Origin of the sequence: Xanthomonas dyei (assembly GCF_002939865.1) — a bacterium.
Lineage (GTDB): Bacteria > Pseudomonadota > Gammaproteobacteria > Xanthomonadales > Xanthomonadaceae > Xanthomonas > Xanthomonas dyei.
Genome location: NZ_MDEE01000019.1, coordinates 61,658 through 74,545 on the forward strand (window position 1 = coordinate 61,658; position 12,888 = coordinate 74,545).

The following is a 12,888-nucleotide window of genomic DNA, read 5'->3' on the forward strand; positions in this document are numbered from 1 at the left end:
CGGTTGTGCGCGGATCCGCACCGGGTGCGCACGGCAATGCGGTTTATCCGCGGCCAGCGCTGTCGCATGATGGGAGGCTGCGGCGCGGTGCGCGGCATCTGTTTCCGTCATGGAGTTCGCCTGGATGATTCAACGTCGTCATTTCCTCAAGAGCGCCACTTTGGGCGCCATTGCTTCCGGCCTGGCCGGGTGGGGCGCGCGTGCGCAGGCCGCAGCGAAATCCACCGCAGCGGGGCGCCCTGCGGTTTTGTCGGCGGGCGCGCCACGGGTGATCTCGACCTGGGATTTCGGCGTGGCCGCCAATCAGGCCGCGTGGCAAATCCTGAGTGCCGGCGGTATCGCGCTGGATGCGGTGGAAGCGGGCGTGCGCGTGCCCGAAGCGGACCCGGCCAATCCCACCGTCGGCCTGGGCGGGTATCCGGATCGCGATGGTCGGGTAACGCTGGATGCCTGCATCATGGATCACCTGGGCAATTGCGGCGCAGTGGCATCGCTGGAAGATGTGGTGCATGCCATTTCGGTGGCGCGCGCGGTGATGGAAAAGACCCCGCACGTGATGCTGGTCGGTGATGGCGCGCGGCAGTTCGCGCTTGAGCAGGGTTTTCCGAAGACCAAGCTGCTGACGCCAAGTTCGGAAGCAGCGTGGAAGCAGTGGCTGAAGACATCCAAGTATTCGCCCGAGGCCAATGTGGAAAACCGCGCGTGGCGCGACGCCAAATTGCCCGGCGGTAAAGACAATCACGACACCATCGGCATGTTGGCACTGGATGCGCACGGCAATCTGTCCGGTGCCTGCACCACCAGCGGCATGGCGTGGAAGATGCACGGCCGGGTTGGCGATAGCCCGATCATCGGTGCCGGCTTGTACGTGGATAACGAGGTGGGCGGCGCGACCTCCACCGGCGTGGGCGAAGAAGTGATTCGCAATGTCGGCAGTTTTGCGGTGGTGGAAATGATGCGCCAGGGCAAGTCGCCGGCCGACGCCTGTCGCGAGGTGGTGATGCGGTTGATCCGCCGCAAGCCGGAACTGACGCGCACGTTGCAGGTCGGGTTCTTGGCGATGAACAAACGTGGCGAAGTGGGCGCGTTTGCGATCCAGAAAGGCTTTAGTTACGCGGTGTGCGATGCAACCCGGCAGGACCTGCTGGTGCCCGGCGAAAGTCACTACAGCCAGGAGCCTGCTGCGTGAGCGCGCCAGGTCTGGAAGTTGCCGCCGACTCGGTGGGCTCGGCGTTGGCCGCGCAAGACGGCGGTGCGATGCGCGTGGAACTGTGTGGCGGGCTGGATGGCGGCGGGTTGACGCCCTCTTACGGCACGCTGGCGGTGGTGCGTGAGCGTTTGCAGATTCCGCTGTATGTGTTGATTCGCCCGCGCGTGGGCGACTTTGTGTTCGATGCGGACGAAGTCGAGGCGATGCGCAGCGATGTAGAGCAGTGCGTACGACTAGGGTGCGATGGCGTGGTGTTGGGCGCGCTGGATCGGCATGGCCAGGTCGATATGGCCACGATGCGTGTGCTGATCGACGCCGCCGGATCGCTGGGGGTGACCTTCCATCGCGCGATCGATGTGAGCGCCGACCCGGCACGCGCATTGGAGGACGCGATTGCGCTGGGCTGCGAGCGCGTGCTGACCTCGGGGGCGCGAGCCAGCGCTCTTGAAGGTGTCGACACCATTGCCGCCCTGGTGCGTCAAGCGGGCGAGCGGATCAGCGTCATGCCCGGTGCCGGACTCTCCGAGAGCAACCTTCGCACCGTGCGGCAGCAAACCGGCGCCCACGAATTCCATGCCTCGGCGCGTAGCGTGATTGCCGCGCAGGTGCCGGCGCCGCATCCTTATATCCGCGATCTGGGAGGCGACTACCAGCGCACCGATATCGTGCGGGTAAAGCAGATGGTGGATGCGTTGCAGCACGGTTGAGAAACGTGCAACGCGCAGTGTCGCCGGGGCAGCCGCTGCCTGACTTGCTCAAGCACGATGACAGCGACGCCCGATTCTTTCCATGCCTGTCACGCTTGGCGCCACGGATGGCGTGGATGTTCTGAGGTTATTTGCTACTCGCTATCCGAGTCTTCGTGCGCGCGCTCGGGAATATGCAGCGTGAAAGCGGGAAAGCGTGCCCGGTCCTCCGGGTGCGCCGCGACAAGCAACTCGCGGGTCTTCCACATCTGGACCGCCTTGGCCAGCGCCGCTGCGTCGATGTGGGTTCCTTCGTCATAAACGTGCTTGCCGAGATGATCGACAATGCCCAGGTGTGCGTTTTTTTGCGCCTTCCAGTTGCTGACGTTCATGTAGTGGCGGCTTAGGCTTTCCTGCGTCGGGTCTTCGACTCTGGGGGATGGGCCTGCCATGTTGTTCACCCTTGTCAGGAAATGGCGATCCCTGCTTTCTTCCAGCATTTTCTTCAGTGCCGGGATCTGGCCAAACGTGGTGGGAGTTGCGTCAAGTCGTTTTTCTGGAAGATAGGATGGAGCGTTTTCGAGAAACGGGTTTCTTTCATCGTCGATGACTGCGCTCAGCATGGCCTGTGCGGTGTCGTCGATACGTTTGAGCGCATCCTCGTTTCGCAGGTCGGCTGCAACGACCGAGGACGATGCGCTGGCTCCATCGCCTGCGACGGCAGTCGAGGGGCCGGCGGCAGCTGCGCCAGTCCGCTGAGGTTCGGCTGGGCGCGCAATCAGGCGATAAAGGTTGAGCTGCTCCTGTAAATGTGCAGGAGCCAGGATGAGGCAGCTGGCAGGCAATCTGGCGATCGACGAGGGCAGTCTGGTCAGATTGTCGCAACCTTGCAGATCGAGTTCTTCGAGTTGCGTGAGTTTGTGAATGTCCAGTGGCAGTGTGGCCAAGTTGCTGCAGTCTTGCAGGTTGAGTTTCTTCAACGGCGCATTGCCGCCGAAAATCGGAGGATAGTTGCGTAGTGCTGTGCAGCCTTGTAAATCCAGTTCTTCCAACTTGGGCATGTGATGGATGGCTACGGCAATGGTGGACAACGGCGCATTGCGTACTCGTAGCGTTCTGAGATTTTCAAGGCCGGTGATGGAGGCCGGAAGCGATTTAATTCCGGTATTTATCAACTGCAAGGTCTGCAGGTTGACCAACCCCTCGCGCTGGCCGGATGCATTGGCGCTCCCAAACTGCTGGGGGAGTTCCTTGAGCTCTGGGCAATTGAGGATGGATAGCTCGCGTAATCGGTTCAGGCTTGAGATGGATGCAGGCAGCGAGCGAATCGGATTGTGCGCAAGCGTCAAGATCTCCAGACCCGCGAGCTCCCGCATCGACTCCGGAAGCTCAATCAATCCGGTTGCGTTGATGGTCATGCGCTGCAGCCGAGAAAGACGGTATGTCTGCTCGGGGAATCGTGGAAGGGGCACCGAGTGCAGCTCCAGCGATGTGCACCCCGGTTGGGTTGCATCCGCCAGCATCTTGGCTGTCGCTTTCAATGCCCGCGCTGTTCTTGTCTTGATCGCCGAGTTGTTCCTGTTGGCCTGGCGCCACGCGCCATGCCATCGGCTGCGATCTGCGTTGCAGTGTTTTTGCCATTGCAACAAGACGTCTTGATAAGGGCCAAGCGCTGGGCTGCCCTGTAATCGCGAAGCGTCATCGGTAGGTGCCACCGGGAGGCGCATCGGCCACGAGCTTGGCGAAGCTGTCGCCACGGACTGAAAACGGCGGCGTTCTGCGTCGCTGAGCCGTGGCAGGTCCGGTGCCTGTAAAGGATCTGCAGGCTGCTCGTTCATCGGCACGGAGCTGCCGGATCCGCCTGGAGGGGACGCAACGTCGAAGGTGGCCGGCTGGCTGGAGGTCTCAGCGGAGGCGAACGTGGCTGGCCGACGACCAGGCCGGTAGCCGGGCACATACCGGAGCAGACCACCGAGCGGGCCTGCAGGCTGCGCGGGCGAAGGGGGAACGGTTGGGTGGTCGCGTGGGATCGCCGCTGGATCGGACGCCTCCTCCGGCAGTCTCGCTTGGGTGTCAGGTGGCCGTGCTTGATCGACGCGTCTCATCGCATTCCTCGTCTCGTCCGTCGTGCTCGCCGGAAATGATCAGCATGCAACGCACTGCGCGAACACCGGGGCGCGAAGCCATCGTCAGCGGGACGAAGTGGCGGTGGCGTGGCTGCATGCGGTTGTGCGGTGCTCAGACAGCACTGCGGCGGCGGGCGTCGCTGCGACAAGCCGCGCCGGATCGACCACGACATGCTTGATGCGCTGCCGCTTCCAGGTGTAGCTGATGTGCACCAGCCCGTCGCGGGTCTGGATCACTGCCGGATACGAGAATTCGTCCTTTGCGCTGTCTTCCAGCGTCAACACGCGTTGCCAATGCAGGCCATCGTCGGACACCGCCACGGCCAGGGTGCCGCGCCCGTCCCACCAATCCTTGCCGGCAATGCCCGGGTTGTAGACCAAGAGCGAGCGACCATCGCGCAGGGTCACCGCATCGGTGCCGGAGTTGGGATTGTCTACATCGAGCAACTGCATCGGTTGCCAATGCAGGCCGCCATCGTGCGAAAAGGTGCTGAAAAGTTTGTTCTGCTGGCTGCGGCCCAGCGCCTGCAAGCGGCCATCGGCGTGCAGCAACAGACTGGGCTGGATCGCACCGATCACGCGGGGGGCGTTGAGCGGCATGCCGCGCTGCCAATGCTCGCCGTCGTCGTCGCTCCACTCGAGATGCGCGCGCCAACCGCGGTCTTCGCTGCTGCTCGGTGCCAGGATGCGCCCACTCGGCAGTTGCAGCGGTTTGTTCTTGATCGGCCCAAGGATGCCGTTGGGCAGCGGCTGCGGCGCAGACCAATGCGCTCCATCATCGGCCGAGGTCATGCGCAGCCCCCACCACTGCCGGGGGTTGGGGCCGAGCTTGTAATACAGCTGCACCGGGCCGGTGGTCGATTGAAACAGCACCGGGTTCCAGGCCGGCACGGTCGCGCCCTGCGTGCCGGCACGCGTGCCATCGGCGATGCGGCGCGGTGGCTGCCAATGCTGCGCATCGCGCTGGGTCAGCCAGATGCCGACGTCGGCTGCGCCTTCGTGCGCGCCCCCGAACCAGGCCGCCAATAGGTGACCATCGCGGGTTTCCAGCAACGTGGACGCGTGCGCCTGCGGGGTGGGTGCCGGGTCGGCGATGAACTCGCTGAGCACGATTGGCGAGGGCGGCGATGCGGGTGTTTGTGCCCCCGCGATACCGGTGGCGAGGCTGGCAACAAGGCCGATCAGCAGGCGTGGCGAATGCATCGTGGTCCAGTCCTGTGCGGATTTTAAAGATACCTATTTATCATCTATTAAATACCATATGCTTTGGTCATCCCAGGCGGCCGTGGTCGCCGACCACTGCGAGGACCCGCGATGTCATCACACCCGCTCTCCCCGTTGCGCTGGCTGGCCGCACTTGGCCTCACCGCGCTGACCCTGCCTTCGGCCATGGCGCAAAACTTTGCCGAGGTCAAACCATCGCCGCAGCAGGTTGCCTGGCAGGATCTGGAGTTCGGCGTGATCGTGCATTTCAATCCCAATACCTGGCTCGACCAGGAATGGGGCGACGGCACCGCCAGCGCAAAGACCTTCAACCCGTCCAACGTGGACCCGGGGCAATGGGCGCGTGCGGCCAAATCTGCCGGTGCCAGTTACGTGATTCTGGTGGCCAAGCACCATGACGGTTTCGCGTTGTGGCCGACCGCCGAAAGCAATTACTCGGTGAAGAACAGCCCGTGGATGGGTGGCAAGGGCGACCTGGTCAAGCTCACCAGCGACGCGGTGCGCAAGGAAGGCATGGGCTTTGGCGTGTACCTGTCGCCGTGGGACCGCCACGAGCCCAAGTACGCCGATTCCAAGGCCTACGACAAGTTCTATGCGGCGCAATTAGTGGAGCTGGCCTCGCATTACGGCCCCATCACCGAATGGTGGCTGGATGGCGCCGGCAGCGCGGGCCACGTGTACAACTTCGACAAGTACATGGAAGAGCTGCGCACCTATCAAGCCAATGCGATGGTGTTTGCCGACACCGCCTTGTTCGAATACGGTGACGTGCGCTGGGTGGGTAACGAAGCGGGCTTTATCGAAGGCGAAAACTGGAATGTGATCGATCGCCACGGCTATCTGCGCTGGCGCCCGGTGGAAGTGGATACGCCGCTGCACAAGCTGCAATGGTTCTGGCATCCCAACAGCGATCAGACGCTCAAGAGCGTGGATGAGCTGATGGAAATCTGGGAAAAGAGTGTGGGTCTGGGCGGTCAGCTGGTGCTGGGTATCGCACCGGACAAGCGCGGCTTGCTGCCCGATGCCGATGTCGTGCGGCTGCAGGAGCTTGGTCAGGCGATCAAGGCACGCTACGGCGCCGACAAGAATCTGGTAGCCGGCAATCTCAAGAAAACCGACGGCATCGACGCCGCGGTGGATGGCGACCGCGACAGCTTCTGGAGCGCGCCGGCCGGCTCGGATCACGCGGTGCTGGAGCTGCAATTCAAGCAGCCGGTGACCTTCGACAGCGCCATGAGCATGGAGTGGATCAACGGCGGCCAGCAGGTGCAGAAGTACGCGGTAGAAGCATGGCAGGACGGTAAGTGGGTGCCGGTGGCCAAGGCGCAGGCGATCGGCCGGATGAAGATCGACCATTTCGCCCCGGTGACCGCATCACGCGTGCGCTTGAACATCCAGTCCAGTGCCGATGCGGTGCATATTCGCGAGTTTCAGCTGTTCAATACCGGCAAGGGTGCGGCCACGCGCTGAGCATCGGGACGGCGGTCATCGGCAGGGCGGCGCTTGCTGCAATGGGAGTGCAGCCCTGCCTGATACGCAGGGGCTGGCGATGACGCTGCTGCGCAAGTGGTCAGCGTGTTGCCGACGCGTGCTTGCGTTGTTGCCGCGGTTGATGGCGTGCTGGTGATGCTCGATCGCTGAAGGCCCATGCTCACGCCAACGCATGACTATATGCGCTGCGTTGCGGCCCGCATTCTGGTGTTCGCATGCGGTGTCTGCGCGCGATCGCGGCAGTGCTGCCAAGCGAGTTCAAATAACGCTGCGGGCCTTACGTTCGCAAGCGTCCAAGACCATGACCCGCGTTAGACGCGTTTGGCTGCGCTCAGGCGGCGTTCTCGTCGCGCACCTGCGGTGGCAACAGCGTCTGCGGCTTCTTGGCCGACTGGGTCTGGCACAGGAACGTCATCATGTGCGCCGCTTCGGTGCTGCCCATGGGCTTGTTGTGGAGCTGCTCTGCAAACGCGTGCTGGGTGTGCTCCGGGGCAACGGAGGTGGAATCTTGCGCAACAACGGTGGACGACGACATGCAACGCTCCTGGAACCTGCAATCAGGCCGTCTACGTAGCAACCAAAGCGCCCCCGTAACGGTGTCAGCCGGTGATCTTGCCTGGAATATGGTCCGTCCGATACCAGGGCGGCAGCGGGCGGTACAGGTGCACCGGACGTTCTGATAACGGCGGGGGATGCGGTGTCTGAAGGGCGGCCAAGATATTGCCTGGCGGCGTGTTAGGTATTGCCTCAGACGCGCATCGCCAGCTGCCGGGAAATCTGAACGTTGTCGCCAGCGTCGCGCGTCAGGCCATCGCGGGTCACTTTGCGGCCAGTTGTCGTTTCGGTCGATGCACCGGAGTGCGCGGGAGAACGGTTGTCCGGGCTCTCACCGCAACGCCAGTTCAGCCAGGGCATCCAGGCGGCCCTTCACTGCTCGCCAATCCGGCATGTGCATGTCGAGCAGGCGGTAGAAGGGCTTGCCGTGGCTGTGGACCTTGAGATGACACAGCTCATGCAGGACGACGTAGTCGATGCACGGCCCGGGCACGCAGATCAGTCCGAGGTTCAACGTGATCCTGCCGAGCGGAGAGCAACTGCCCCAGCGACGCTGCATGGCGCGCACCGATACCTGAGGCGCAGTTGTAATCCAGCGTAGCGGAGCGGCGATGTTGGTCACCCGCTGCGGCAGCAGCTGTTTGGCGCGCTCGCGCTGCCAGAGCCCGAGTGCAGCGCGCACGCCATCGGGTTCAGGTGTGGGGACGCGGACTTCGACATGGCCACCGCGCAGGCGTACGTCGGGTGTCTGGTCGGCAAGCACCACCTTCAGGCGGTACCGCCGCCCGAGATGCAGCACGGTTTCGCCACTGACGTACTCGCGCGGCATGAGCTGGTGTTGGCGCTGCTCGATGGCAAGCAACTGCAGATGCACCCAGCGCGCGCGCTGGAGCAGTGCCTGCCTGATCTGCGCATCGGCCGCGTGCAGCGGGGCGTCCAGCCGTACCCGGCCGTCCGGCTCCACATGGATGGCGATGCGTTGGCTGCGCCGCAGCGCGGATCGCCGGATCTGGCAGTGGATGCGGCGCTCGCCATAGCGCACCACCATGTGGGACGCGGTCTGGTCGGCCGTCATGCGCGGCTGAGCCCAATGCGTGCGATGTGAACCACCTGTTCCACCAGCGCCTTGGCGTGGTCCAGCCCGAGCAGGTCGAAAATGGGCGGCAGCAGCGTCTGACGGATCTGCGATTCGATGCTGTGCTGGTTCAAGGAATGTTCTGCAACGGCGGTGCGCACCACCTCGTCGATGCGGATGGCCAAGGCCACCAGCTCGGCCATCTGGTCGGCGTTTCGGGCAGCGAGCGCCTGCTCGCCCAACTCCAATCGGATGGCGCCGAAATAGGCGCTGGCATGCGGGTTGTCGGCCAGCGCAGCAGGAATGCCGGGAGCCTGCCCGGTTTCCAGGCGTTGTTCGAACGCCTTGAACACTGCGTATTGCTTCAAGGGGTGGTCGAACATGGCTTCGGCCTCGGCGATCGCCTGGCGCAGCAGTTCGCCGAAGACTTGTTGCGCGTAGGGGTCGCCGGCAAGGTCTTGCTCGATGGTCTTGCGCAGCCGGGTCTGGATCAGGTCCGCCTCGTTGCGGGTCTTGTCGTCCGACCAGCTCTGCGGGTCCTGTGGCTGGCCCAGCTCGTGTACCACGTAGGCGCCTTCGGGTTCGCGGACTTCACGCCCGATGACTTGCTTGTCCACCAGCTTGCGGATCTGGTCTTCGTAGATGCTGTAGTCCACCGTCTCCATCGCATCGCGGCGCGCGGTCAGGCGCAGCCCGGAAAAGAAGCGCAGATCCTGCTTGTAGCGGTCGATCAAGGTATCGGGAAAGGCGCTGTCTTCAAAGAAACTGCGCGAAGACAATGCGGTTTGCAGGCACAGGCCGAAGTCGGTCAATGCCGCATAAAAATCCTCGCGCAGCGCCTGGCGGTCGTCGTAGTCCTGGCCATCGGCGCCGCGCACGAAATGCGGTATCAGCCGCTGCCGGAACTGTTCGAGATCGCGGCGGTTGGCCACCCCGTCGAAGAACGCCCACAGCCGTCCATGCAGCGCGGGCAGGCGTTTGTACTCGGTGCCGACGGCGTGATACAGCCCTTCCAGGTCGGCCACGTCGAAGCCGGACTGGGTGCGCGTTTCCAGGTCGCGGTAGGCGCGCACGGCGGTGTCCAGCTCGGGCAGGATGCCGCGGTAATCCACCAGCAGGCCATGACGCTTGGCATCGTGCAGGCGGTTCACCCGCGCCACCGCCTGGATCAGGTTGTGGCCTTTGAGCGGCTTGTCGATATACAGCACGCCGTTGCGCGGCTCGTCGAAGCCGGTGAGCAGCTTGTCCACCACGATCAGCAGGTCCGGGTCGCCGTCGCCGCCGAAGGCCTGCACCGTCTCGCGCTCGTAGTCTTCCGGGCCGATGCGGGCATCGACGATGGTCTGCTTCCACCACTTCTGCACGTCCGGCAGCGTGTCCTCGTCCACCGCGCTGTTGCCCTCGCGGGTGTCGGGCGGGGAGATCACCACCGCGCTGGTGGCAAGGCCGGTGTCGTCCAGCGCGCGCTTGTAGCGGATCGCATCGCGCTTGCTGTCGGTGGCCACCTGGCCCTTCAGCCCCAGTGGTTTGACGTGCTCGTGGTAATGCGCGGCAATGTCCCAGGCGATCAGCTCGATGCGGTTTTCGGCGCCATACACCGCGCGCTTGCTGGCGAACTTCTTTTTGAGATCGGTGCTCTGCGCTTCGGAGAGCCCGACGGTGATCTTGTCGAACCAGCGGGTCACCGCGGCCGCGTTGACGTCCAGTTCCGGTACGCGCTCTTCGTACAGCAGCGGCGCCACGGTCTGGTCTTCCACCGCGCGCTGCATCGAGTAGGCGTGCAGGATCGGGCCGAACTTGTTGGCGGTCTTCTCGTCCTTCAGCAGCGGAGTGCCGGTGAAGGCCAGGTACGCCGCGTTGGGCAGCGCCTTGCGCATGCGCTCGTGGGTTTCGCCGCCGTGGCTGCGGTGGCCCTCGTCCACCAGCACGATCAGATCGGGCGAGGGATTGCGGCACTCGGGCAGCTTGGCGGCGGTGGTGAACTTCTGCACCAGCGAAAAGGTGATGCGCTCGTTGCCCTGGCCAATGCGCTGGGCCAGGTCGCGGCCGGTGGTGGCCTTGCTGCGCTCGCCGTCCTTGCGGGTGGCCACGGCCGAGCCGAATGCGCCGCCACTGAGGAAGTTGCGCGCCAGCTGGGTTTCCAGGTCGGTGCGGTCGGTGACCACCAGCACCCGGCATTCCTGCAGGGCCGGGTCCAGCAGCAGCGCCTTGGTCAGGAACACCATGGTGAAGCTCTTGCCCGAGCCGGTGGTGTGCCAGAGCACGCCGCCCTCGCGGCCGCCATCGGGCCGGAGCTTGCGCAGTTGCGCCAGCAACGCGCGGATGCCGAAGAACTGCTGGTAGCGCGCCACCAGCTTGCCCACCTTGCGGTCGAACAGCACAAAGTTGCGCAGCATCTCCAGCAGCCGGCCCGGGGTGAGCAGGCCGGCCAGCAACCGGTCCTGTTCGGTGGGCAGCATCGGCTGTGCCCATAGCGCCTGGCAGTAGGCGCGCAGCGGCGCCGGCTTGCCCGCCAGCAGCGCATCGCGCGTGGCGGCGGGCAGGGCGGCATTTTTGAGGCGGCTGAGGTGCGCCTGGTCGAACTGCTCATCGCGCCAGCGCGCCCAGAACGTGGCCGGGGTGAGCGTGGTGCCGTAGCGCGCCTCGGTCAGGCTGATGGCCAGCAGCAGCTGCGCATAGGCAAACAGCTGCGGAATCTCCTCGCTGCGCTGATTGCGCAACTGCTGGCTGATGCCCTCATTGACCATCGACTTGCCGGCATGCCCGGCATCGGCGCGCTTGGCCTCGATCACCACCAGCGGCAGGCCGTTGACGTAGCCTACGATGTCCGGGATGCGGGTGTGCGTGCCCTGCGCGGACAGCACCTCGCATTCTTCGGTGATGTCCCAGCGGTTGGCGGCTGGGTCAGTCCAGTCGATCACCGCGATGGTGGGCTGGTGCTTCTTGCCGTCGGGCATGAACTCGGTGACGGTGATGCCCAGCGCCAGCAGGTGGTACAGCCGCTCGTTGGCGGCCAGCAGGCCATCGCCCAACGGCAGCGCCGACAGCTCGCGCACGATCTGGTCGATGGCGCCGGGCGAGAGCGGGTAGGCCTGGCCTTTGTAGCTGTAGCGTCGTGTCTGCAACACCTCCAGCAGCCGCGGCAGCAACAGCACCTCGCGGGTGCCACCGCGCAGCGCCAGGCAGTCGGCGGCGCTGAGGTACCGCCAGCCCAGGTTGCACAGCAGGTGCAGGGCGGGCAGCTGCGCGCTGGCCTGTTCGCGGGTGTCGGGGGCGCTGTGGGTCATGCGGATGCCACCTCGTCGTCGGGCAGGCGCACGCGGCGCTTGCCGGTGAGGAGTTGGGACATCAGGGCGGACTTCTCTTCTCGCATCAGACTCAGAAGCCTTTCCTGAGTGGTGACTAGGTTCAGTGCGGTATCGATCGCGTCAGCGATTCGTGCTTGCTCTTCCAAACCGGGAGTAGGAATCGAGACTCGCAATAAGTCATTCGGGTTGACGCGCCGGGCCTTGCGGCCGCCATTGGCCAAACCGAGATGGCCTGTGTAGAACGTCTCTCTTGAGACATAGTGTAGGAACCACCTGGGGTCAATGCCTTGTAGGAAATCAAAGGCGGGCAGGTCCAATGTACTTTCGTACCCATCCAATGCGGCGGGGATGCGTCCGAATGCACCGTTCAAAAAATCGAGCTTGCTGTAGATGAACTGTCCTGCAGAGCGCCGGTAGTAACGCGTGGATTCGCTACCAGCGCGCTTGTCCGATTTGCCAACGACGCCTCGACCGTAGAGTTTGACCGTTATCTTCTTGGCCACATCGCCACCCGACCCAGCTACGCGGCTTTCGCGAATCATTTCGGATAGCGGCTTTGGCTGCCATGGCGCGTAATCGCCAAAGCGTCGCTGACCTGACAGCAACGCGCTGCGCAGAACCTCAGCGTATCTGCGGCTGCTGGCGAGTTGCTGCTCTGCGGTGGCGATGGCTTGATCCCAGGTGGAGAGGATGTGGGCGATGCGCTTCTGCTCTGCGATAGGAGGTAATAAGACCGGAAAAGCCTTCAGCTGCGACGAGTTGATGCTTGCCAGATTGGTGCTACGTTTTGCGCAGCTGAGAAAGTAGGTGCGCCCATACTCACTCCCGGACAATGCCGATAAAAACAGTGGGTTGACCGAATCTTGTTTGGCACGAACCGCGAAGACGTGGTTCTGATGAAGGCAAGGGTCGAGTGTGCCGTCCCAGACAGCTCCTCGACCGAGCTTGTCGAAATCGCCGCCTTCCGTCATCAGAATGTCGCCCTGCTTGAGTGAATAACGATCAATCTGATGCCGTTCCACTGCAATCGACTTGACCTCACTGAGATCGATAAAACCATCTTGCACGTTGGCGACGCGAAGATAAGGCAATTCCACCGGATCAAGTAAGCCGGTCTTTCCCTTCGCCACTCCAGTGCGCACTTCTGCGACCTCATGAAGAGGTTGACGACTCCAGCCTTCAGGCAGCATCACAGTCTCCTGTTTTGTTCGAA

9 protein-coding genes are annotated in these 12,888 nt (G+C 63.7%); 3 read left to right on the forward strand and 6 right to left on the reverse strand.

What is annotated here, in order from left to right; translation table 11 throughout:
* The first annotated feature begins 124 nt into the window (after positions 1-124).
* Both XdyCFBP7245_RS13640 and XdyCFBP7245_RS13645 read left to right on the forward strand, forming a co-directional pair.
* Entirely contained in the window at positions 125-1,189 is a 1,065-nt protein-coding gene (locus XdyCFBP7245_RS13640; protein ID WP_104616131.1) for a glycosylasparaginase, read from the forward strand.
* Positions 1,186-1,917 carry a copper homeostasis protein CutC gene (locus XdyCFBP7245_RS13645; protein WP_104616132.1) on the forward strand — a complete coding sequence of 244 codons (732 nt, stop codon included), beginning with the start codon at positions 1,186-1,188 and terminating at the stop codon, positions 1,915-1,917. Before XdyCFBP7245_RS13640 ends, XdyCFBP7245_RS13645 begins: the two co-directional genes overlap by 4 nt.
* A gap of 134 nt (positions 1,918-2,051) precedes the next feature.
* Here the strand turns inward: XdyCFBP7245_RS13645 and xopL are convergent, their stop codons facing one another.
* Both xopL and XdyCFBP7245_RS13655 read right to left on the reverse strand, forming a co-directional pair.
* The gene (gene xopL / locus XdyCFBP7245_RS13650; protein WP_104616133.1) at positions 2,052-3,734 is read right to left on the reverse strand and encodes a type III secretion system leucine-rich repeat domain-containing effector XopL; all 1,683 of its coding nucleotides are present in this window, start codon (positions 3,732-3,734) and stop codon (positions 2,052-2,054) included.
* A gap of 351 nt (positions 3,735-4,085) precedes the next feature.
* On the reverse strand, positions 4,086-5,225 hold the full coding sequence (locus XdyCFBP7245_RS13655; RefSeq protein WP_104616134.1) for a sialidase family protein: 1,140 nt from the start codon (positions 5,223-5,225) through the stop codon (positions 4,086-4,088).
* Between the two features lie 111 nt (positions 5,226-5,336).
* Here XdyCFBP7245_RS13655 and XdyCFBP7245_RS13660 point away from each other — a divergent pair, with 111 nt between their 5' ends.
* The gene (locus tag XdyCFBP7245_RS13660) at positions 5,337-6,716 is read left to right on the forward strand and encodes an alpha-L-fucosidase (RefSeq protein WP_104616135.1); all 1,380 of its coding nucleotides are present in this window, start codon (positions 5,337-5,339) and stop codon (positions 6,714-6,716) included.
* 352 nt (positions 6,717-7,068) lie between these two features.
* Here the strand turns inward: XdyCFBP7245_RS13660 and XdyCFBP7245_RS13665 are convergent, their stop codons facing one another.
* From XdyCFBP7245_RS13665 to XdyCFBP7245_RS13680, 4 genes are all read right to left on the reverse strand, one after another.
* Complete coding sequence (locus XdyCFBP7245_RS13665; protein ID WP_104616136.1) at positions 7,069-7,272, reverse strand: hypothetical protein; 204 nt, start codon at positions 7,270-7,272, stop codon at positions 7,069-7,071.
* A 351-nt stretch (positions 7,273-7,623) separates the two neighbouring features.
* A complete protein-coding gene (locus XdyCFBP7245_RS13670) occupies positions 7,624-8,367 on the reverse strand; it encodes a M48 family metallopeptidase (protein WP_104616137.1) in 744 nt (247 codons plus the stop codon).
* Positions 8,364-11,654, reverse strand: a complete 3,291-nt coding sequence (locus XdyCFBP7245_RS13675; RefSeq protein WP_104616138.1) for a type I restriction endonuclease subunit R — start codon at positions 11,652-11,654, stop codon at positions 8,364-8,366. Before XdyCFBP7245_RS13675 ends, XdyCFBP7245_RS13670 begins: the two co-directional genes overlap by 4 nt.
* A complete protein-coding gene (locus tag XdyCFBP7245_RS13680; RefSeq protein WP_104616139.1) occupies positions 11,651-12,865 on the reverse strand; it encodes a restriction endonuclease subunit S in 1,215 nt (404 codons plus the stop codon). The genes XdyCFBP7245_RS13675 and XdyCFBP7245_RS13680 overlap by 4 nt, the downstream gene beginning before the upstream one ends.
* Positions 12,866-12,888 lie beyond the last annotated feature (23 nt).

Coding starts and splice junctions, on each gene's coding strand:
- XdyCFBP7245_RS13670 (WP_104616137.1), bottom strand. CDS start 8,367: ATGACGGCCGACCAGACCGCGTCCCACATGGTGGTGCGCTATGGCGAG.
- XdyCFBP7245_RS13680 (WP_104616139.1), bottom strand. CDS start 12,865: ATGCTGCCTGAAGGCTGGAGTCGTCAACCTCTTCATGAGGTCGCAGAA.
- XdyCFBP7245_RS13640 (WP_104616131.1), top strand. CDS start 125: ATGATTCAACGTCGTCATTTCCTCAAGAGCGCCACTTTGGGCGCCATT.
- XdyCFBP7245_RS13660 (WP_104616135.1), top strand. CDS start 5,337: ATGTCATCACACCCGCTCTCCCCGTTGCGCTGGCTGGCCGCACTTGGC.
- XdyCFBP7245_RS13675 (WP_104616138.1), bottom strand. CDS start 11,654: ATGACCCACAGCGCCCCCGACACCCGCGAACAGGCCAGCGCGCAGCTG.
- XdyCFBP7245_RS13655 (WP_104616134.1), bottom strand. CDS start 5,225: ATGCATTCGCCACGCCTGCTGATCGGCCTTGTTGCCAGCCTCGCCACC.
- XdyCFBP7245_RS13665 (WP_104616136.1), bottom strand. CDS start 7,272: ATGTCGTCGTCCACCGTTGTTGCGCAAGATTCCACCTCCGTTGCCCCG.
- xopL (WP_104616133.1), bottom strand. CDS start 3,734: ATGAACGAGCAGCCTGCAGATCCTTTACAGGCACCGGACCTGCCACGG.